Below are 21,743 nucleotides of genomic sequence, written 5' to 3'. Positions count from 1 at the left end.
TTATTCTATCGGAGTACCTTGGGGAGACTCAGGAACAAAGGGCTCATAAGGATAGGCTTCCGGGAGGACTTTTATGCCACTGGTAAACTTTAAAGGAGTATTCCCCGCATAGGTCAATTCTACAAAATGCCCACGCCAGCCCTTTTCGGGAGATTGAATGGGGATATTATAATTTCCGTCAGCGGAAACCGGGACATTGCTGGCGGTCCAGGCAGGACCCAGCTCATCTATTCTGAAATCTCGTTTTTCAGGATTGGTAGCGGTCCATAATTTAATGGCAACCGGGGGGTTTTCAGGATCAATTTGCAGGGAAATCTCTTCGTCGCTGATGTCCCAGTGGTAATCAGGTCGCTTTTGGTCCGAAATGATATGGGCGTAGAATCCCAATAATACCTGTGCTGCATCCGATTTATCCAATGAATGACCGGTATTGGGAATATAGGCCAGGTGTTTTTCTCCCGGCAATTCGTCCCAGTAAAACTTCCAGCTATCAGGAAGGAAAAACTGGTCTCCGGATGCATTTATAAGTAATTTGGGGATTTCGGCATAGGCATCCAGGAAATGATAGGGTTCTACTATTTCAGTAAGCCGCTGAAATTCGCGGCTGTCCATCCAGTTAAAAATACCTTCTTCTGTATAGTCATCCACTGCCGGTGCCCAAAAACCATAGGTTTGCCAATGATGCTTAAAGGAAGGTGTTAAGTTCAGCATATCAATAACAAGTGGTGCCATACCCACTACCCGATCGTCCACAGCAGCGGTGGTCCAGGTAGTCCATCCTCTTTTAGAACCACCGGCTATCACGTATTTTTCTAATCTCAGCCCCAATTCCTGTCCGGTAAAATCCACCACAGCATCCATGGCTGAAACCACTGCCTTTGTCATGGGAAACCTGGCCAACCAGATAGCTGCTTCGTCTGTAGCGCCTCTTTCCATAAACTCCCTCCAGCCATAGGCAATCAACCCGTCTTCTGTCCTTTTTTCCAGGGTATCTCCTACATAGCGCACCGGCTGATAGGGGATATTATGGACTTTAATGGCTGGAGAGCCCGTAGCCATTGCTGCTTGCAGAATGAGCTCATCCGGCTTTTGAGGCAGTTTGGATTGGCTACTCCCACCTGTGACCATCAGCAATGAGGTGTCGTGGTGAAGGCTGTCTGGAATGACAAAGGACACCCAATGCCACCAATGGGTGGAGTCGACTTCAGCAGTTGTCAGCCATTCCTGGGAAACCATTTTCAGGACATAATAGGAATATCCTTCAGCCTGCGACTCGAGGACCAACTCGTAATCAAATGCTTCCTGGTCCTCTGCTACATAGGCTTTAAGCAAGTCTATGCCCCTGACCTCTGAGGGTTTGTTTTCAGGTTTTCTGTCGGTTTGACAGCTAGATAACAACAAAAATATCAGAACTGTATTTAAATAAAGTCCTGCTTTGGCTGATAGGTGGTGTTTGTGAAGCATAAGGTGTCGTTTTACGATAATAATACCCATAAGTTGGATAAAAAGGCCACTAATTTGATGGCCCCTCTTCTAAAATAATGGCTATTTCCGGTTTGTGTTTTTGAAAAGCAGCTACTATTTCTTTTTTTACAGGTGTACCAAACAGGTAGACTTTTTTCAGGCTTTTGAATTCCAGGAGATGTAACAGGTGGGCATCTTCCATTGGCGTAAATGACAGGTTCAAAACTTCCAGATAGGGCAGGTCTTTCAAATAGGGTAGGCCTTCTCCGGAAATGGCCGTTTTTTGTAATACCAACTCCCGCAATTGACTCATTTTTGCCAGATAAAACAGGTCATCGTCGCTCACATTAGTGGATGCCAGGGATATCCGGGAAAAATAGGGGAAATAGGGTGAAAAGGCTTGTAATTCCTCTGTACCAAAAGGGGGAGGAGGAAATTTCATTTTCATTTCAAAATATTTTTCATTCACCTGCCTGTCCGGAGCCACTGTAACCCCAAAATTGGAGGCAATGCTTTCCAGTTCTTTTTGTGCCGCTTCAAATGCTGCTTTTTCTTCCAGAATTTTAAATTGCGCTTGTTGGATATCAGGCATCATTTCTTCCAGTTTGGTCATAATAACATCGTCTTCAATTTCACCCTGCTTGATTTCCTGAGAGGCCCCTTTTTCTATCCAGAAGGTGAGCACGGCAAGCTCGTTTTCCGTCAATCCGGGTTTTCCTTCCGGTGGCATCCGGTCATCATGTTCCTCGGGAAGCTGAATCCTCACCATCAATTCTGAGCCTTCGGGGTTTCCGGGAACTACGGCTTTCTGACCGCTTTTACCTTCAGCCAATAAAGCTTCATGGCTGTCCAGCAACAGGTCCCCCTTGGACTTGTTTTCATTGTGGCAATTGACACATTTGGTTTCCAGAACAGTGGCGACGATGTCTTCATACAAGAGCATGTCTTCCGGATTTTTTTGTTCCATTTTGGGAGGAAACAGGCTTACCAATGGTTCGGAAAGGTAGTCTGATCCATGTGTCAGGGATCCACCCATATGGCTGGTATAAGCCAGTGAGAAATTGGTCAGGCCCAGAAAAAGAAAAAAAATTAATCCGGGAGGTCTGCCTTTGGTGCTCATCCATTCATAGCAGATGAAACTGAGCGTAATCCCCCCTCCGGTAATGAGGGCGCCATAAAAGTGGTTTTTGGCCAAAGCTCCGGTATAGGTGTCTGAAATAAAAAGCAGGTATCCTGCCATTATGGCTGCCAGGGTAAAGAGTACTGAGCTTCCCAATAATGAGCGAATTATTACCGGCTTTTCAAAATGGGGATTCAATCTCCCCACCAATACAAAAGTAGTAGTCAGGAGAATCAGCACGATTGGAAAATGAAGCATCAGGGGATGAAATCTCCCTAAAAAAATCAATAATGGATTTTGTGTGGATGTTTCAAACGGCAAGAACAATAAAAACAGGTAAAGGCCAAGCGGCAAAAGAAGGAATGGCAGGCCTTTCTTTTGGAATAAAACTGCTTTTTGCTCTTGGGTGGGGTGCTTATGTTTATCCATAAAATTCCTGGTAGCAGGACCTGCTGATCCTGACAACTATTACTGTTTTGAGGTACATTGATTGTTAAAAATCAGGCCATGATGGAAGGTAAAAGCCCGGTACTGTCTGCAAAAGATTCTTTTTCTATGCCCACCGCTTGCATCCAGGTGGTATACAGGTTGGCCAGTGGGGTGTTTTCGTCAAAAATCAGGTTTTGGCCGGATTTTATTTTTCTACCTCCATGTCCTCCCACAAGTATGGGTAAATCTCTGGGGGAGTGCCGGTTACCATCTCTTAACCCGGAGGCAAACATAACCAGCGAGTTGTCCAGCAAGGTACCGTTTCCTTCTTTGATTGATTTCAGTTTATCCAAAAAGTAGGCATATTGTTCCAGGTGCCATTTGGTGATCCGATCATATTGATCCATTTTATCAGGATGGTTCATGTGGTGGGAAATGGAATGATGTGCGCCATTCACCCCTTCCAGAAATGAAAAATTCCTGTTGCTTACCGAATTGCCAAACATAAAAGTAGCCACCCTGCTGGCATCGCTCCACAGTGCCAGTGCCATGATATCAAACATCAGCCTGGTTTTCTCCGTGACGTCAACACCTGCATAGACTTCTACATATTCATCAATATTTTGATTTACCCGTACAAGCTCCTTTTTGATATCGGGAGTAATTTTACTGGAAAAATCTTTTATGTTGGACTGGTTGTTGATCCTTTTTTCTATGGACCTGATGGATTCTAGGTATTCTTCAAGCTTATCCTGATCGGATCGCCCCAGGTTGTTTTTCAGTGATTTGGCATCGGTCAATACCGCATCCAGTATGCTACTTTTGTAGGGGTTTTCCGTTGCATTGTTACCCGGGACAAAGGATTTAAACAGCCTGTCAAACGCCAGTCTGGGATCAATTTCTTTGGACAGTGGAGTAGTGGCATTTTTCCAGGAAATGCTGCTGGCATACAGGCGGGTGAATCCCACATTGATGTCCACGCCGGTTTTGATGCGGTCCAATCCATATTCCAGAGAAGGGAAAAGGGTTTCATTTTTGTAATGATTGGCAATCAGCTGATCCACTGATATGCCTCCGCTATTGATGTTATCCCCTGCCGTTTTTTGAATGGGCATACAAGTCAATAGATTGGCCGTTTTGGCATAATGTCCATCTGCTCCCTGGAAGATGGCATTTTTGTTCATCAACTGACCCAATACCAGTATGTCGTCTTTCAGGTGACTAAGGGGAGAAAGGGTCGGCGAAAGCTGAAAGTTTTTACCAATGCCTTGTGGGGTCCAGCGTCCAGGATGAACACCATTGGGCATAAACATAAAAGCAGAGCGGACAGGAAAGCCATCATTGCTGTAGGTGTTCAGGCTCAGCGGAGATGCCATTGCCTCCATAAAAGGAAGGGCGATGGCTGCGCCTACACCCTTTAACATTTTTCTTCTGGATATTTGCCACTTTTTACTCATGGATGCTCTCGTTTTCTGGTCTTGCTTTGGTAAGTAAATTATTCATTTTTTATCATGCAAAGCAATGATTATCAAATATTTTAATCTATTTCATTGACCTTTTTCTGAAAATCCTTGATTTTCATCCGAAAGGGATAACTTTTAACCAATGCCGCAATAAAGGTGTCCGGGTTAAAGTCATTCTCCATCAGCACAGCAGACAGGTCTCTGATGGCCATTTCATCAGTAAAGGTCATGCCCCGTCCAATAGCGAAGGAGAGCGATTTTTTAGATATATTCCTCGCAAATTTCTCTTTTTCACCCAACAACAGCTTCTTCAGTTCAGCTGGACCCTCAAAGGTTTCGCCGGAAGCCAACACCCCAGAAGGATCAATGGGTGTATTACCGTAACTTTCTCTCCATTTACCATCTGCGTCAAAGTTTTCCAGGCCCAGACCCAAAGGATCCATTTTTTCATGGCAGGACTGGCAGGCGGGATCAGATCGGTGCCTTTCCAGGAGTGCTTTTAAGCCCAGGTCTTCGTGCAGCCCCTCATCCTCCGGCAATTCAGCCACATCCGGGGGGGGCGGGGGCGGGGAGGTCCCTAATATTTCTTCCAAAACCCATTTTCCTCGGAGCACTGGGCTGGTACGGGTAGGTAGTGAGGTAACGGCCTGAACACTTCCCATTCCCAAGAATCCTCCTCTATTTTGATTGGCCAGGTTTACTTTTCTAAAATCCTCACCTTCCACGTCATTTATGCCATAATAGCTGGCCAAATCTTCATTTAGAAATGAATAATCACTGGAAATCAGGTCGAGGAAATTCTTCCTTTCGGTGAGTACATGGTGAAAAAATGCGGTCGTCTCCTTAAACATGGCTTCTCTAATGTTCTGGGTGAATTGAGGGAAACGTGCAAGTTCTGCCAATGGCGCATTGGGATCTTTTAATTTATTGATGCCCAGCCATTGGCTGACAAAAGATTCCGCAAAACGAATAGATTTCGGATCTTCCAGCATTCTGCTGACTTGACTTTCTAACACTCCGGGTTCCTGCAGCTTTCCCTGGACTGCGAGTTGGAATAATTCGTCGTCCGGCATGCTGCACCATAAAAAGAAGGAGAGCCGGTTGGCCAATTCAAAATCACTTAATGGTACCGGTTCGTTAACCACAGGTTCTTCTTCCATTTTGTATAAAAAGGAAGGGGAAATTAAAATGGCTTTAAATACCTCTGCTACAGATCTGTTGAATCTTTGGGGATCTGTTTGTTCTGGCATGGTTTGGTAAACCTGCTTGAAGAGCTTGATGAAATTTTCTTTTTCATCCACCTTTATCAATCTTCTGAATGCTTTGCTGGCAAAGGGGAAAATCACTTCTTCTGCGGCTGCCTCCGGTGGATTTACTGGTTTGAAATCTGAAATAAATTTGGGCATCAACCAGTTGATGAACCGTTGCCATAGGTTTTGCCGGTAATGAATCGGGACCAGTTGCTGCCATTTTTGCGGAACATCAAATACATTGGAAATAATTTCTTCTGCCGCATCATAATACCTTTCCATTTTCAATGGAGTGAAAAATAATGATCCTCCCTGATTATCAAATCCACCTCCTCCAGAACCATCTGCTGGAAACCTTCCTGTAGCATCATAGGAAATACCTGTCAAATCAAAGATGGTATATTCGTATTCGGTATGGCTCAATCTTCGGATGATTACCTTTCCGGGAGTTTTCTTTTCCAGGGATTTAATCAAAATACCGTTGATGCCTTCTACCAAAACATGGTAATCTTCATCATTTAGCGCCGGTTTGCTGGAAGGGGGCATTTCTTTGGTTTTGACCATGTCTACTACCTTCAGCCAGAGCTGCCCTTCTTTTACTATTCGCCCCTCTTCTTCATATCTTTCCAGGTTTACCCCTCCCTTGGGATTGCCCACATTATGGCAGTTGTAACAATGTTTGCGAAGTACCGGTATGATTTCCGTGGAATAATCCAGGGTTTCCTGTGCAGATACAGGATTCAGGATTGATATAGAAAAAACGAGGAAAAGAAATGATTTCATCGCAGGGATATATGTTATTTGGGTATTTGCTATCAGATGAAATGAAAGTAAAGGAAAAATTCTGATTTTTCCAATACTATTTTGATAGATGGTAATCCCATCACTTTCTTCCCACTAAAAAGTGAAAGACAAAAAAAAAGAAACCCTGGGGTTTCCTTTTCATGCCATGTACATTCTATTTTTCTGAGGAATAAAATCAGGCATCCACGCCCAGCGCTTTTGCCATAACTTCTCCAATTTCGGCCGGAGATTCAGCTACGTAAATCCCATTTTCCTTCATGATCCGCATTTTAGCCATTGCTGTATCATCCTTACCTCCGATAATGGCGCCAGCATGCCCCATTCTTCGGCCTGCCGGGGCGGTTTGCCCAGCAATAAAGCCGACCACCGGTTTTTTATTTCCATTTTCCTTGATCCACTTAGCGGCCTCAGCTTCATAGTTACCTCCGATTTCTCCAATCATTACGATGGCATCTGTCTCCGGGTCTTCCATCAGCATTTGCACGGCTTCCTTGGTGGAAGTACCGATGATGGGATCTCCGCCAATTCCAATGGCGGTAGAAACGCCAAGACCGGCTTTGGTGATCTGATCCGCAGCTTCATAAGTAAGGGTTCCAGATTTGGACACTACACCTACCCGTCCCGGCTTGAAAACAAATCCGGGCATGATGCCTACCTTAGCCTCACCCGGGGTGATTACTCCGGGACAGTTGGGCCCGATTAAAACAGCACCCTTCCTTTTTACGAAAGGTTTGGCTTTCATCATGTCCTTGACAGGAATTCCTTCTGTAATGGTAATGATGGTTTTGATTCCTGCGTCTGCTGCTTCCATAATGGCATCTGCTGCAAAAGCCGGAGGTACAAAAATGATGGTAGTGTCCGCTCCCTTTGATTTGACAGCATCTTCTACAGTATTGAAAACAGGTTTTCCCAGGTGGGTGGTCCCCCCTTTTCCCGGCGTCACACCGCCAACCACATTGGTGCCATATTCGATCATCTGTTGGGCATGAAATGAACCCTCAGTGCCGGTGAAGCCCTGAACAATTACTTTAGAATTTTTATTTACCAGTACGCTCATATATCTACTTTATAATTAATTCGGTACAAAAATAGAAGATAAAGAGCGATCACAAAAAGAATTGGCAAACATTATCAATTTAATTTAGAGTATTGATAACTTTTTATATTTTTAGGACCAGTTTGACAAGATATGAACAAATTAATCTCTTTAATTTTTCTGCTTTTGGTCCAGGGATTGGCTTGGGGTCAAACTTATAAATTTAACAAGCAAGTCAAGGGTTTCGGTCATATTCCTAACCAGATCAATTCCCTTTCTCAGGACAAACGGGGTTTTGTTTGGGTTTCCAGCAACCGGGGCGTTCAATATTCCGATGGCATTACCCCACTTAGCCTTCCGGACAGCATTCAAGGAGTATTTTCCGCTCATCAGAAAGTCTGGGTGGATGAAGAAGGTATGGTATGGGTATATCAAAGTGCAGGGAAACCTTTGGTGTACCATTTCAATTTGGAAAAATGGAGGAAGGAAGATAAGCTGGTAGCATCGGTAGATACGGCAACATTTTTCAGTGATATGCATTTCTTCACTTTGGGTGCTGCTGAAAACCAACAAAAATTTTTGGTATTGCCGGATAGAATAATTTATCAGAAAAAGCCTGAAAAAGAAGCGGTTGCTTTAATGACCAAAGGTATGGGAGCATATTATTCTCATTTCGTCTCTGAAACCGACACCTTGTTTTTCTTCGGGAAGGGTGTTTACCGGCTGGAAAATGAGCGGCTTCAACCCCAGGAAAGTTTTTTTCAGGCTAAGAATGAAGAACCAATCGTGAAAATGATTTTTTTGGAGGAAAGGGAATCCTTTTTTTATTTAACCAAAGATGCCTTGTACCAGGGAGATGCTGCTGGAAATCCCATCGATACGCTGTATCAGGATTTCAGGGAGGAGATGATTGGGTCAAATGATGCCTTTGACCTTTTTTATAAGCATGATAAACTGTATTTTTATTTCAATTCTCAGCTCTATCAGTACAACCTGGCTACCAAACGACGATTTGAACTTTCTGCCTATGATGATTTGAGGGTCAATCAGGTCAATACAGCCATGGTGGACAGGGAAGGGATTATCTGGGTGGGCACCTTTCGGGGTTTGGCCAATCTGGCAAGTACCAGATTTCAGAATTTTGACCAGAGGACGGGCATTCCAAATCCGGATGTATCAGCTGCCATCAAATATGACAGGCAGAAATACCTGGCAGGTTTTGAAAATGGCATTCAGGTCTGGAATGGCTCCCGACCGGTAAAAACCCACATTTTTTCAGATGGGAATTCCCCTACCAGACGAGAGCGGGTTTTGAATTTTAGTCAGGATGAAAATGCGAATGTTTGGTTTTCTGCCTATGAATATGGATTGGGTTTCTTTAATGCCGGCACCATGGATTACCAGATTTTTCAGCTACCCAATCAGGAAATTGTAACTTATGTACTCGCTAAAGATGGCCATTTATGGGTTGCAGGGGAAGATAGAATTTACACCGCAAAACTTCCCAGGCAGGGAGTTGCCCCCAAACTGGAAGTGTTTGATTTAGGATTGCCGGAAAATGTATCGCTGGGATTTATCCGGAAATTTGGGCAGCTAAAAAACGGAAAATGGATCGTTTTTGTATCGGATAGCCCCTCTCCCAATCAGGAAATCATGGCGTATGGTGACCTGATCAAGGTAAAGGGGTACGACTACCTGGAGAGAAATGATACCTTGTTTTTGGGGACAGAAAAAGGTTACTTTTCCTATGATAATGGTGAGCTGGTTCCGGCACTTTTGCATGGGCAGATAATAAATCATCCGGTTTATGCGATTTTAGAAGATGACAAGGGGTACGTTTGGTTAGGTACTGACTCAGGTGTTATCCTTCATGAAAAGGACCGTTTGCGGTTATTTGATGAAAATACCGGCCTGATTGGGAATGATGTTGGCAGAGGGGCATTGGTACTGGCGGATAAGGGAAGGGTGTTTATTGGTACCCAAAATGGGGTGTCGGTGTATTATCCTGAGGAAGACCTGAGTTACCCTTCCAGCCCTTTGGTAAACCTGAATAAAGTGGCCGTGGTGGATGCAGAGCCTGTAGAAACTGATTTTCTGACCATTCCCTATCAGCTGAATAATATCGTGTGTGCGTTCAGTGCTGCCAGCTTCCTCAATTCCCCAAACCTGATGGTATATTACCGATTAGAGGGATTTCATTCGGAATGGCAAAAAGTGGAGAATCCAAGAAGCAACGAATTGTATTTCAATAACCTCCCCCCCGGAAACTATCGGTTGGCCATGAAGGCCTCCCTGGTAGGGTATCCTGAATCTGAGACCGTTTATTCCTCAGAATTTCAAATTGACAATCCCTATTATTTCCAGGTATGGTTTATTCTTTTGGTCATTGCTTTTTTGATTGCGCTGGGGTATGGTATCAATACATTCTACAGACAGGCAAAGCACCAGGGGGTATTAAAAAATTCCTTAAACCAAAAAACCATTGAAATTGAAAACAGGGAAGACCGGTTTCGGAATGTCTGGAATAGTTCACAGGATGGTTTATTGCTATCTGTTTTGGGAGGGCAGGTAATAGCGGCTAACCCCAATCTTTGCAGAATGGCATCGGTGACCGAAAAATCCTTACAGACCTATGGACTGGGCCATCTTTTCTCCGATCCTGCTTATTACATTACGATTCGCAACCAAATTAAAGGAGACATTCAAAATATTGATGGCAATGGATTTACCTGCGAGTTGGAGATGCCTTTTCGCTCAGGGAAAAAAGAGATAGAGTTGTTCATTACCAGAATGAAGGAAGATTATGATGGGAAGCCGCTTTATTTGAATGTTTTTCGGGATGTATCGAGTAAGAAGGCCTATGAACAGGGATTGAAAATAGCCAGGGATAAGGCAGAGGAAGTCAGTCAGTTAAAGAGTAACATTATTTCCAACATGAGTCATGAGGTCAGAACCCCCCTCAATGGTATATTGGGAAGTGCAGAGCACCTGATACAAAATAGAACAGGAGATGATGATTTGCAGGGCCATTTGGAAATCATCAGGGAAAGTGGAGAAAGATTGCTCCATACCATGACAAATATCCTGGACCTTTCCCTGATCGAGTCAGATAGAGTCGATTTGATGCTTGAAAATACCAACATCAATGATTTTATTTCAAAAATATTGCTTAAACATAAATCTGCCGGAATAAAAAAAGGTATCTTAGTCTCGACAAAATTTATCACCAAACCTTTTTTTGCAAAGGTGGAAAGGAGATGTTTGGAAATAATTGTGAATAATACGGTCGGTAATTCAATAAAATATTCCGAAAAGGGAATGATTCAAATACGGGTGGAAAAAGTTGAAAAACAGTTGGTACTCCATGTACAGGATGAAGGGGTGGGAATCAGTCAGGATTATTTGGTGAAATTGTTTTACCCGTTTGAGCAGGAAAGTAAGGGTTTTAACCGTAAATTTGAAGGGTCAGGAATAGGGTTGGCCATTACCAGGCATTTAGTTGAACGCCTGGGTGGTCATATTCAGGTTGAAAGTGAAAAGGATAAGGGTACATTGGTGAAAATTTCTCTTCCTTTAGATGATTGATGCCCTATGGAGATCCGTGATTTTAATAATTTTGTAAGTATGTTTTCTCTTAAAATATTAATTACCGAAGACGATACCGTTTCGGCACTTTTGCTCAAAAAAGCCTTGGAAAAGAATCACCACCAAATCATTGGAATGGCCGATTCAGGAGAAATGGCTCTGGAAATTTTGAAAAACAACCGGGCGGATATCGTCATGATGGATATCAACCTTTCCGGTAAACTGGATGGTATCAAAACCACTGAAATCATCAATGAAAAATACAACATTCCCGTGGTTTACCTTACGGCAAGTTCTGATTCGGAAACCTTACAAAAAGTAGCCGTTACCAATCCAAGTGCTTATGTAATCAAGCCATTTAATATCAGGGAGCTCAATATGGTCATAGAACTGGCCATATTTAAAGACAAAAAGGAAAAAGAGCTGCAGAACCTGAACAATGAGCTGGAAGAAAAAGTAAGGAAAAGAACAGCTGACCTGAATGAAGCCAATAAGGAATTGCAGAAAGCGCTGGAAAAGGAAAGGGAATTGAGTGAATTAAAATCCAGGATTGTCCAAAATGTTTCTCACGGTTTTAAAACACCCCTCACCTCTATATTGAGTTCTGCACAGTTGCTGAAAATGTATGCTGAAAAAGACCATCCTCACAAGGTCAAAATCGTAAAACATGCTACAAAAATAGAAAATTCCGTCAGAAACCTGAACAGCCTGCTGACCAGTGTCTTGTTTTTCGGAAAAGCAGATGCCGATAAAATGAATTATAAGCCTGTACGGATCTACACTTCCGCTTTTCTTAATGAGGTGGTAGACATGGTTAAGGCAGGGATTGACAATGATGTGAAAATCGTGACGTCATTTGAAAAATTACCCAAAATGATCACCTCCGATATGGATTTGCTCTACCAGATCCTGGAAAATCTGCTTTCCAATGCAGTTAAATATTCTAAAGATGGGGGGAAAGTGACTTTTAAGGTCCATCACGAAGATGACTTACTCAAGCTATCGATCAAAGATGAGGGGATTGGGATTTCGGATGCGGAACAATCTCAGCTTTTTGATCGTTTCTTCAGAGGTAAAAACGTAGGCTTGAGGGAAGGCTCTGGTCTGGGTCTCTCTATTGTCAAGAAATGCATTGAAGTAATCGGAGGAAAGATCAGTTTTATCAGCAAAGTAAACAAGGGTACCGAATTCAATCTGGAAATTCCTGCAAAAAAATAAGTTTTAATGATTGCCACCAAGTCTATTCAATTTTCCTATGAAGGGATTCCGGCCTTCGAAATTCCGGATTTGGAAATAAGGGGAGGTGAGGCCTTGTTGGTTTTAGGTAAGTCAGGCAGTGGGAAAACGACACTTTTGAATATACTGGGTGGACTACTTGCTCCCAGAAAGGGAGAAATCCTGGTGGATGGCCTGTCATTGTATTCCCTGAAAGGGCAAAAACTGGATAAATTCAGAGGTAAAAACATTGGTATCGTTTTTCAAAAACCTCATATCCTGGCTCCACTATCCGTTGCCGAAAATATCGCACTACCACATTTTTTTAGTAAAAGTGAGGCAAATGATAAGGTAGACCACTACCTGAAAGAGCTGGGAATCATGGATAAAAAACATGCCAAAATCAATACCCTGAGTGAAGGAGAAGCGCAGCGCGTTTCCATCGCCCGCGCCCTGGTCAACGAACCTAAAATTATTCTGGCAGACGAGCCTACAGCCAGTTTGGATGATGAGAATGCCAGGATTGTTGTCCAATTGTTAAAATCCCAGGCCGCAAAGCTTGGGGCTGCCTTGCTCATTGTCACCCACGATCAGCGCATCAAAAGCGAAATTAACCAGAGCATAACACTAAAGCGGAAGGACCTATGAGTATGTTGAAGCTTAGCTGGAAATACCTGCTGGCCAAACCCTGGAATACGACCTTGAACATCCTGCTATTGGCTTTGGGCTTATCCATCATTACTGTGCTGATTCTGATTCAGGATCAATTCGAAAACAAAATGAACAGGGATGCAGCCGGAATAGACCTCGTGATTGGGGCCAAGGGTAGTCCCCTGCAACTGGTGCTTTCTTCTGTCTATCACATTGATTTCCCAACAGGTAACATTCCTTTGGATGAGGCCAGGGGCATTTCCAGAAACAGGTTGATCAAAAATACCATTCCTCTCGGCTTGGGGGATAACTACCAGGGCTTTCGAATAGTGGGTACCAACCATGATTATTTAGACCTGTACGAGGTTACCTTTGCTGCCGGGGAGGCCTGGAACAAAGCTTTTGACGTGGTATTGGGCAGTCGGGTAGCGCAAAAATCAGGATTTGAAGTGGGAGATGTCTTTGTAGGATCTCATGGCATAGAAGCTGCCAGCCACGAACACGATGAACACCCCTACAGAGTGGTGGGTATTTTGGCCCCTTCCGATAAGATAGTCGACCAATTGATCCTGACCAGCATAGAATCGGTATGGTATGCCCACGATGAGGAGCATGATCATGGTAAAATGGAGGAAGAAGTAGCCAAAACCGGTTTTCCGGAGGTAGTAGCTGATGAGGAGCGAGAACTGACCACACTACTGGTTCAATACAGAAATCCGATTGCCGCCGTTCAATTGCCCCGTCTGGTAAACAGCAGAAGTGCCTTGCAGGCAGCTTCTCCATCTTTCGAGATCTCAAGGCTTTTTGAATTATTGGGCGTTGGTATTTCTCTGGTGCAGGGTTTAGCCCTGATTATTGTACTCATTGCTGGTTTAGGCATATTTATTGCGCTTTACAATTCCCTCAAAGAAAGAAAATATGATTTGGCAGTAATGCGGGCCATTGGAGCTTCCAGGGAACAGCTCTTTGTATTGATCATTTTGGAGGGTGTCTTGCTTACGTTTCTTGGGGCAGTAACAGGACTGCTGATCGGACACTTTTTCCTTTATATTTTGGTTATGACTAATGAGCAAGGTGCCTTATCCGGACTAAGTGCTGGGGTGTTCCTGACTCAGGAATGGTGGATTTTGGCTTATGCGCTTGGGGTAGGGATACTTGCCTCACTTATACCGGCCTGGAATGCTTACCGCACCGACATTGCAAACCAACTAACAAAATAAAAAAAAAGATGATAAAGAGATATTTGATCGTTCTGTTTGCCTTTTTTTCCTTTACTGCCATGGCCCAACAGGGCAGCGTATGGAAGGATCTATCCAATGTAACTTATGAAATTGGAGAAGATGAATTCGGTGAATTATACCTGCCCGTTTTCGACGAAAAAATCAAAAAATTGCAGGGGGAAGAAATTACTGCAGAAGGTTATATCATTCCATTTGAAGGGATGTTTAAGCCAGAGCACATTATTCTTTCCTCTCTGCCATTGGCGGAGTGCTTTTTCTGCGGCTCAGGCGGACCAGAAACGGTCATGGAGGTCATGCTCAAAGATCCCATCAAATACACCTCAAAAAAAGTACAGGTAAAGGGCAAACTGGAACTCAATGCCAAGGATCCTGAAAAGTTGATGTATATCCTAAAGGATGCCATGCTGGTCTCTCCCTGATTTTAGAAGGATTAATTCCTCTTTACAGCCCCTGCATTTTCGATTTCCATGGTCAGGAAGTCAGTCATAAGTTTCCTGGTGTGTGGACCTGGTTTTCCATGGCCTACTTGTACCTCATCAATCCGGGTTATGGGAAGGATTCTTTTGGTGGTGGAACTGATGAAAACTTCATCCGCATTCAATAAGTCTTCCAGACTGAAATCAGAGAGGCTTATATTACCGGCCAGTTCCATGACTTTCTTACGGGTAATGCCCCATAAAATATCCCGCTGAGGGGTATAAATTTGCCCCTGTTTTACGAGAAAAATATTGCTTCTTGAGCTTTCGGAAACCCTGCCATCGTGGTGGTAAACCACATCCTCAGCCCCCTGGGATTTCCAATCCAGGCTAAGCCAGCAGGGATAGGTATAGTTGGTAGTTTTGATGGCCGGCAGGGGTCGGACGTAGTCTACACTCAGCAGTTTTACCCCATTTTTGTACTTCTCCTGTGAAGGCAGCATCAGAGGCTCACAAAAGATAAAAAGCTGTCCACGAGCTGGGAGAAAATGGTTGGCAGATATTCCTCCTGTCAAAACCATCCGTATGCCACCGTCTTTGTGGTCGTTTTTTTCTATAAGCTGGTAGATGATGTCCCTCAATTCATCCCTGCTGTAATCCAGTGGAAGTCCGGCTTTCTCTGCCGAAAGCGTGAACCTTTTCAGGTAATCTTCCAGGAATAGGGGATGAGTGCCCACCGTCCTGAAAAAATCGAATATGGCATAGCCGCGGATCAATCCGATATCCAGGGGATGTAGGCTGGCCTCTTTGCTGTCTGTGATGGTGTCATTGGCAAAACAATATGGCTTCATTTATTATCCTGATTATATTTACTTTAACTTTATTGATATAATATTACCTTTACAATGAAATTATATTAGTTTTTATTTTTTTATGAGGTTTATTTTATTCAAATTTACCACTGATTTAGACTTATATTATCACCCAAACCCAATTTTAACATTAGACATGAAATTAATACCTTTTGTGCTATCGATGCTATTTATTAGCCTTTTATTTTCCTGTGGAACCGAAAATGATGAAAATGAGGTGTTAAAAGAGCAGGTAATCGCCATCCACGACGAAGTAATGCCTGAAATCGGTAATCTAAAAAGCCAGCAGTCAAAGTTGGTTGAAAAAGCCAATGCGCTGGAGAATGAAGCAGATGAATCCTCATATAGGGAGGAATTGAACAAAGCAGCCCAGTCCTGCGAATCAGCCTATGACAATATGTTTGTTTGGATGAGGCAATTTGAAAGCGAATATGATGACATGACTGAGGAAGAAACCAGGGCATATTTGCAGGAGCAACTTCAAATGGTGGAAAAAGTAAAAGCCGATATACTTACTGCGCTGAGTACAGCCGATTCCCTATTGCAAGTCGGGGCCTGAGGTATTTTTCAATGCATCGTTGACTTGTTCTGTTCCAATCAGACCTTTCTGATTTCCCCATACATTATAAATGTAGGTACTTATTTGGGCGATTTCTATGGAGGTAAGGTGCTGGTTTCCTGGCATGGGTTGATTATAGGTGATACCATTTACCAGGATTTCACCCTTAATCCCATGCTTGATCAAGCGGATGGTACGGCCGACATCTGTCAGCATGTAATCTGCTCCTTTTAAAGGGGGAATAAGCCTTGCCAGACCGCTACCATCTTCCTGATGACAGTTGCTGCAATATTGCAGGTAAAGCTGCTGCCCCTGAATGGCGTACTGTTTGGTTTTCAGGTCTTCGATCTCATTGATGCCTGCATTTTGGGTTTGCTTCCGATCATTACAGGCATATCCGGCCAAAAGTACTGCCATAAGCAAGCACTTAGCGCATACTGATCTCATCGCTTTCATTCAGTAACTTGGGGATGTCCTTTATCAGTTGGTTTACTTGTGTGGCTTTTGTTCCATCGTATACACCTCTGATTCTGCCTTGGGTATCGATCAAAAGAAAGGCCCCGCTGTGCAGAAAACCGCCAGGTTCATTTTTATCGGACATGGCAGTAGTCAAATAGGACGTTTGACCGATTTCAAATATTTTTTCCTGATCACCGGTTAGAAAATTCCAGGTATCGGCATTTTCTATCCCTAGTCTGGCAGCATAGTCTTTTAACAGGGCCACAGTGTCGTATTCCGGATCAATGGTATGGCTGAGTATTTTGAAATTGGGCTGGTCTTTAAATTCCTCATAAACCCTGAGCATTTCTTTTTTCATCACAGGACAAATGGTAGGGCATGAAGTGAAAAAAAAGTCGGCTACATAAATCTTGCCGGCTACATCCCTATGGGTCACCGTATCACCTTCCTGATTGACAAATTGAAAATCGGCTATCTTATGGTAAACAGTATCTGCCTTAAGCTCTCCATTCACGGTAGTTTCTTCCACATGTCTGTTGCCCAATATGGGCAGTTTTTCACCGGAAGAATGATTGGGTTGGCAAGAAACGGAAACCCATATCAGGGCCACCAAAAGGGACCCCATAAGCAGGCGAGAAGTTTTCATTTTTTTTTAAAGTTAGTACACCTGGGGGGCGGCATTAGTTCCCTTCCCGGACTTTTTTGTACCATTTGGTGGCCAGCATCAGGCTGACTGCCAGTAGGACCAATCCAAGCATTCCCCAAAACATGTTGAGCAGGCTTTTCAGTACGATCAGGAATACAATGGCAAAGAGGAGTAAGGTAGCCCCTTCATTCCACAAGCGGAGTTTTGAACTGCTCCATTTGGCCTGTCCTTTTTGAAGTGCTTTATATAGGAAATGACACCGGATATGGTAGGCATAGAGCAAAGCCACAAACCCCAGTTTGGCATGCATAAATGGCAGTTGAAGGTAAGCAGGGCGGTACAGCAAAACCCATGTGCCAAAAATCAGGGTCAAGACGGCTGAGGGCCAGGTGATGATGTTCCATAACCGGTTTGCCATCAGATCGAGTTGTGGTTTAAGGATGGCCTTTTCCGGTTCAGGGCGCTCCAGTGCCTCTGTCTGGTAAATAAAAAGTCGCACAATGTAAAACAAGCCTGCAAACCAGGTAACTACGAAAATTATGTGCAGTGCTTTGATGTATTCGAATGCCATTGTCAATATTTTGGGCTAAATTAAGGGTTTCACATGGTATAATAATAAAATGAAAACAAATTATTGGTTTTACCTGATAGCGACTGTAGTGGGTATATTGGTGCTGGTAATGGTGTATGACAGCCTCAGCCAGCCGGGTGTGGCAGACCTTAAAGGTGATTACCGGGAGCTAGCGAAATTTAGAAATGAAAATAATACCGGTCCTGTAGTCCGGGTCTTTGCCGTTTATACGGGTGAAAGGCTTTGGGAGGACATGCGTGCGTACGGAGATTTTATGCCCCATACCAAATACGGGAATACCCGGGTCTTTTTCTTCGATCAGGAGCTGGAGGATATCCGCCTTTCCCCGGAACCTCCTCATTTTGATGCCAGATACAGAAGTGCATGCCTGGCAAAATATGAAAAATCAGCCATGGGGCAGGTTAGTTTTCAGCAGTTTCCCTTTGACAAACCTTAAGGCATGCTGGCAAAAAGATTCTCAGTGAGACAATATGTAGAAGGGATACGTGAGGGGAACAGGTCTGTGCTCAGCAGGGGTATCAGTCTGGTAGAAAGTGAATTGGAGAGCGATCGGACCTTGGCCAATGAGCTTATTCAATGCCTCCTGCCCTATACCGGAAAAGCACTCAGAATTGGAGTTTCGGGCATTCCGGGAGTAGGAAAAAGCACCTTTATCAATAGCTTTGGAGGACTGTTGATTGCCAAAGGGCATCATCCCGCAGTACTTACAGTAGACCCCAGCAGTAGTAAAACCAAAGGGAGTATTTTGGCCGATAAGACCAGAATGGAGACGCTGAGCCACCATCCCAATGCCTATGTCCGTCCTTCTCCTGCAGGCCCCAGCCTGGGGGGCATAAGTGCCAAAACAAGGGAGACCATGCTTTTGTGTGAAGCTGCCGGGTTTGACAGGATTCTGGTTGAAACGGTAGGTGTGGGTCAATCAGAAACAGCGGTAAAGCAAATGGTAGATGTTTTTCTGCTGCTCCTGATCACCGGTGCCGGGGATGAGCTACAGGGAATTAAAAGGGGCATCATGGAATGGGCAGATATCTTTGTTATCAATAAGGCAGATGGTACCAATACTGCTGAAGCTGATAAAATGAAACAAACCCTTCAAACTGTACTACACCTGATCCATCCAACCGAAAGAGGATGGGAGCCTGCTGTCAAAACCTGTTCTTCGCTCAATGGAAAGGGTATGGATGATTTGCTGGAAAGCTTGGAGAGCCTGGTTTTTAAATTGAAGGAGAATGGCCATTTTGAACAAACAAGAATAACCCAGCAACACCAATGGCTGGAAGATCACATTGCTTTTTTGCTGCAGAAAAAATTCAATGAAGACAAAGCTGTGGAAAAGGCAAAGCAAAGCGCAATGAAAGATCTGAATCAGGAAAAAAGTAACCCTATCCGGCTGGCAGAAGACTTGGTTCGTTTATTTTTTGAAAAATGATCAGTGCGACCTGATTTTCATATATTACTTTTTTCCTTTGGGTTGGCAATGGTCATGCCTTGACTATCATGAAATCTTTTAAAGATGCTGGCGATGGAAAATTGGATTGCTCTAAAAAAAAATATTACTGTTGCATTTTCGGGTTTAAATAGTGAGGGGCATTCATGCCTTATTTGACAAAAACTTTCCGGAGGGTTTTAGCGTAGTAACAAAAAAAGTATCTTTATTATCATGAGGACCATAACAATAGCATTTCCTGATTCAGTTGATCTTAATGATCAGGAGGTAAAAACGGTTTTTGCAGCGAAACTATATGAGATAGGGAAATTGTCCTTGGGGCAGGCAGCAGGACTTGCGGGCTACCCAAAAGAAACTTTTATGGAGATGTTGGGAAATTATGGTGTGTCTTTTTTCAATTATCCCCCGAGCGACTTAGATGAGGATTTAAAGCATGCAGCAAACCATAGTCTCTGACGCAAGTTGTTTAATACTTTTAGATAAGTTGGGTGAACTGAGTTTACTAAATAGGATTTTTGGTCAGATTCTCATTACGAATACCGTAGCTGCTGAATTTAAAAAACGACTTCCGGATTGGATTCTGATAAAGTATCCTTCCCCTGATCTTTAAATTGGTCTGAAGGAGTTTTTGGATCCCGGGGAAGCTTCTTCCATTGGTTTAGCGGCATCATTTGATAATGCTTTACTTATTATAGATGAAGGGAAAGGACGAAAAGTTGCTAAAGAATTAGGGATATCGATTACCGGTTCGTTGGGAATACTTATACTAGCGAAGAAAAAAAGACTAGTCCCCTTGATCAAACCAATAATTGAAAAGATACAGAAAACTAATTTTCGGCTGAGTGAAGCTTTAATTGAAAAGGTTCTGGAGCTTGCGGAAGAAGGTTAAACTGGTTAGTTTATTTTTTGAAAAATCATCAGTACGACCTGATTTTGAATTGCTTCTTTTGTTCCTGAATGGCATTCCTGAAGTTGGTGTCTGTTTCCATCAGGTCATTGACTGATTGCACGGCGTGTATCACGGTGCTGTGATCCCTTCCTCCAAAATGATAACCAATGGATTTCAGGGAGTGGTTGGTAAACTCCTTGCTGAAATACATGGCCACCTGCCGGGCAATAACGATTTCTTTTTTTCTGGTTTTGGCCTTGAGTTCTTCCACCTTGATGCCATAATACTCGGAACAGGATTTTTGGATGTATTCAATGCTGACCTCTGTTTCTATGTCTTTGACAATGTTTTTCATGATGGTCTTGGCCAGGTCAAGGCTTATTTCCACCCGATTCAGGGAGGCATGGGCGATCAGGGAGATCATCACTCCCTCCAGCTCACGCACATTGGTGTCCACCGTGTAAGCCAGGTATTCAATTACATTATTGGGGATGGTGATGCCTTCCGACTGCATTTTTTTCCTGATAATGGCAATCCGGGTTTCAAAATCCGGCATTTGTAAATCTGCAGTCAGCCCCCATTTAAAGCGGGAAAGTAATCTTTCTTCCAGTCCCATTAAATCCTTGGGTGCACAATCAGAGGTCATGATGATTTGCTTCTTGTTCTGGTGCAGGTGGTTAAAAATATGGAAAAACATTTCCTGTGTCCTGCCCTTACCTGCCAGAAACTGTATGTCATCAATGATCAACACATCCACCTGCATGTAGAAATTGGTGAAGGATTTGATATTACCATCCTTGATGCCATCCATAAATTGGTTGACGAATTTCTCAGATGATACATACAGGACAAATTTATCTTCGGGACCGTTTTTGATTTCATTGCCTATGGCCTGCACCAGGTGGGTCTTGCCCAGTCCTACACCACCATATACCATCAGCGGATTGAAAGAAGTGATCCCGGGCTTATTGGCTACCGCAAAGCCTGCAGATCTGGCAAGTCGGTTGCAATCGCCCTCTATAAAAGAACTGAAAGTATAATTTGAACTCAGGTTGGATTGCAGCGTGGTTTCCTCATCCAGGCTGGACAGGTCAAAAGGGCTGTTGGCAGCCGCCAGCACTTCTTTTTTCTTTTTCCCAGCTGGACTGCTCACTCCCTGTGGATAGCTGACCATGTAGGGTTGGTTTTGGGAATTGCCCTTATCCACGACCACGGCATATTCAAGCCGGCCATTGGCACCGATCACGGTTTTGATGGCCAGTTTCAGTACATCTACATAATTGTCCTCCAACCATTCATAGAAAAACTGGCTGGGAACCTGAATGGTAAGGACGGAACCTTCTATTCTGGCAGGTGAAATGGGCTTAAACCAGGTAGAAAAACTCTGTTCGTTGACGTGTTTTTCGATTACCCGCAAACATTCAGTCCATATAGCCGTTGCTTCTGAATTCATTGAATTTCATTTAATCGAAAGTAGAAAAAACTTGAATACTCCTTAACAGGGGGAAACAAAATTGTGGAAAAATATCTTAAATAAAAAATGCCAATTTACTTGACTTTTTTACTTTATGGGAAAGCAGTTTGTTCAGGCGGTTTTTATTTTTT

General features: G+C 43.5%; 21 protein-coding genes. 11 read left to right on the top strand and 10 right to left on the bottom strand.

From position 1 onward, the window contains the following. The gene (locus GL182_RS11905; protein ID WP_163379904.1) at positions 1-1,464 is read right to left on the bottom strand and encodes a PhoPQ-activated pathogenicity-related family protein; all 1,464 of its coding nucleotides are present in this window, start codon (positions 1,462-1,464) and stop codon (positions 1-3) included. Positions 1,465-1,513: 49 nt separating this feature from the next. Next, the gene (locus GL182_RS11900; protein WP_240469799.1) at positions 1,514-2,842 is read right to left on the bottom strand and encodes a c-type cytochrome domain-containing protein; all 1,329 of its coding nucleotides are present in this window, start codon (positions 2,840-2,842) and stop codon (positions 1,514-1,516) included. On the opposite strand from GL182_RS11900, the gene GL182_RS24280 reads away from it, so the two are divergent. Then, on the top strand, positions 2,827-3,015 hold the full coding sequence (locus GL182_RS24280; protein WP_240469798.1) for a hypothetical protein: 189 nt from the start codon (positions 2,827-2,829) through the stop codon (positions 3,013-3,015). The genes GL182_RS11900 and GL182_RS24280 overlap by 16 nt on opposite strands. 69 nt (positions 3,016-3,084) lie before the next feature. Here the strand turns inward: GL182_RS24280 and GL182_RS11895 are convergent, their stop codons facing one another. The 3 genes from GL182_RS11895 to sucD form a co-directional block, all read right to left on the bottom strand. Next, a complete protein-coding gene (locus tag GL182_RS11895; RefSeq protein ID WP_163379902.1) occupies positions 3,085-4,470 on the bottom strand; it encodes a DUF1552 domain-containing protein in 1,386 nt (461 codons plus the stop codon). A gap of 80 nt (positions 4,471-4,550) precedes the next feature. Next, positions 4,551-6,509: a DUF1592 domain-containing protein gene (locus GL182_RS11890; protein WP_163379901.1), complete on the bottom strand. Its 1,959-nt coding sequence runs from the start codon at positions 6,507-6,509 to the stop codon at positions 4,551-4,553. 196 nt (positions 6,510-6,705) lie between these two features. Beyond that, the gene (gene sucD, locus GL182_RS11885) at positions 6,706-7,587 is read right to left on the bottom strand and encodes a succinate--CoA ligase subunit alpha (RefSeq protein WP_163379900.1); all 882 of its coding nucleotides are present in this window, start codon (positions 7,585-7,587) and stop codon (positions 6,706-6,708) included. A 132-nt stretch (positions 7,588-7,719) separates the two neighbouring features. Here sucD and GL182_RS11880 point away from each other — a divergent pair, with 132 nt between their 5' ends. Genes GL182_RS11880 through GL182_RS11860 form a run of 5 tightly spaced genes read left to right on the top strand, consistent with a single transcriptional unit; the run spans position 7,720 to position 14,677 of the window. After that, positions 7,720-11,151, top strand: coding sequence for an ATP-binding protein (locus GL182_RS11880; protein WP_163379899.1), 3,432 nt, complete (start codon positions 7,720-7,722; stop codon positions 11,149-11,151). A gap of 39 nt (positions 11,152-11,190) precedes the next feature. Then, on the top strand, positions 11,191-12,369 hold the full coding sequence (locus tag GL182_RS11875) for an ATP-binding protein (RefSeq protein WP_163379898.1): 1,179 nt from the start codon (positions 11,191-11,193) through the stop codon (positions 12,367-12,369). A 6-nt stretch (positions 12,370-12,375) separates the two neighbouring features. Then, positions 12,376-13,014: an ABC transporter ATP-binding protein gene (locus GL182_RS11870; RefSeq protein ID WP_163379897.1), complete on the top strand. Its 639-nt coding sequence runs from the start codon at positions 12,376-12,378 to the stop codon at positions 13,012-13,014. After that, on the top strand, positions 13,011-14,237 hold the full coding sequence (locus GL182_RS11865; protein WP_163379896.1) for an ABC transporter permease: 1,227 nt from the start codon (positions 13,011-13,013) through the stop codon (positions 14,235-14,237). Before GL182_RS11870 ends, GL182_RS11865 begins: the two co-directional genes overlap by 4 nt. 8 nt (positions 14,238-14,245) lie before the next feature. Then, positions 14,246-14,677 (top strand): hypothetical protein, encoded by a 432-nt coding sequence (locus tag GL182_RS11860; protein ID WP_163379895.1) that lies wholly within the window; start codon positions 14,246-14,248, stop codon positions 14,675-14,677. Between the two features lie 11 nt (positions 14,678-14,688). Here GL182_RS11860 and GL182_RS11855 read toward each other — a convergent pair whose 3' ends face one another. After that, a complete protein-coding gene (locus GL182_RS11855) occupies positions 14,689-15,525 on the bottom strand; it encodes an aminotransferase class IV (RefSeq protein ID WP_163379894.1) in 837 nt (278 codons plus the stop codon). Positions 15,526-15,682: 157 nt separating this feature from the next. Between GL182_RS11855 and GL182_RS11850 the strand changes: the two genes are divergently transcribed. Then, on the top strand, positions 15,683-16,105 hold the full coding sequence (locus tag GL182_RS11850) for a hypothetical protein (protein ID WP_163379893.1): 423 nt from the start codon (positions 15,683-15,685) through the stop codon (positions 16,103-16,105). Here the strand turns inward: GL182_RS11850 and GL182_RS11845 are convergent. The 3 genes from GL182_RS11845 to GL182_RS11835 are packed head-to-tail and all read right to left on the bottom strand — an operon-like array spanning position 16,085 to position 17,781. After that, positions 16,085-16,522 carry a c-type cytochrome gene (locus GL182_RS11845; RefSeq protein ID WP_240469797.1) on the bottom strand — a complete coding sequence of 146 codons (438 nt, stop codon included), beginning with the start codon at positions 16,520-16,522 and terminating at the stop codon, positions 16,085-16,087. The genes GL182_RS11850 and GL182_RS11845 overlap by 21 nt on opposite strands. Positions 16,523-16,532: 10 nt before the next feature. Beyond that, complete coding sequence (locus tag GL182_RS11840) at positions 16,533-17,210, bottom strand: SCO family protein (protein WP_163379891.1); 678 nt, start codon at positions 17,208-17,210, stop codon at positions 16,533-16,535. Between the two features lie 34 nt (positions 17,211-17,244). Then, the gene (locus GL182_RS11835; protein ID WP_163379890.1) at positions 17,245-17,781 is read right to left on the bottom strand and encodes a CopD family protein; all 537 of its coding nucleotides are present in this window, start codon (positions 17,779-17,781) and stop codon (positions 17,245-17,247) included. Between the two features lie 49 nt (positions 17,782-17,830). Between GL182_RS11835 and GL182_RS11830 the strand changes: the two genes are divergently transcribed. The 4 genes from GL182_RS11830 (at position 17,831) to GL182_RS24275 (ending at position 20,138) form a co-directional block, all read left to right on the top strand. Then, entirely contained in the window at positions 17,831-18,238 is a 408-nt protein-coding gene (locus GL182_RS11830; RefSeq protein ID WP_163379889.1) for a hypothetical protein, read from the top strand. Positions 18,239-18,241: 3 nt separating this feature from the next. Beyond that, positions 18,242-19,231 (top strand): methylmalonyl Co-A mutase-associated GTPase MeaB, encoded by a 990-nt coding sequence (gene meaB / locus GL182_RS11825; protein WP_240469796.1) that lies wholly within the window; start codon positions 18,242-18,244, stop codon positions 19,229-19,231. 231 nt (positions 19,232-19,462) lie between these two features. Then, complete coding sequence (locus tag GL182_RS11820; RefSeq protein ID WP_163379888.1) at positions 19,463-19,705, top strand: UPF0175 family protein; 243 nt, start codon at positions 19,463-19,465, stop codon at positions 19,703-19,705. Positions 19,706-19,877: 172 nt separating this feature from the next. After that, on the top strand, positions 19,878-20,138 hold the full coding sequence (locus GL182_RS24275; protein ID WP_240469795.1) for a DUF3368 domain-containing protein: 261 nt from the start codon (positions 19,878-19,880) through the stop codon (positions 20,136-20,138). Between the two features lie 28 nt (positions 20,139-20,166). Here the strand turns inward: GL182_RS24275 and dnaA are convergent, their stop codons facing one another. After that, on the bottom strand, positions 20,167-21,591 hold the full coding sequence (gene dnaA, locus GL182_RS11810) for a chromosomal replication initiator protein DnaA (RefSeq protein ID WP_163379887.1): 1,425 nt from the start codon (positions 21,589-21,591) through the stop codon (positions 20,167-20,169). Positions 21,592-21,743: the final 152 nt, after the last annotated feature.

Origin of the sequence: Cyclobacterium sp. SYSU L10401, assembly GCF_010993705.1 — a bacterium.
Classification (GTDB): Bacteria; Bacteroidota; Bacteroidia; order Cytophagales; family Cyclobacteriaceae; genus Cyclobacterium.
This window is presented reverse-complemented; position numbering and strand designations above follow the sequence as displayed.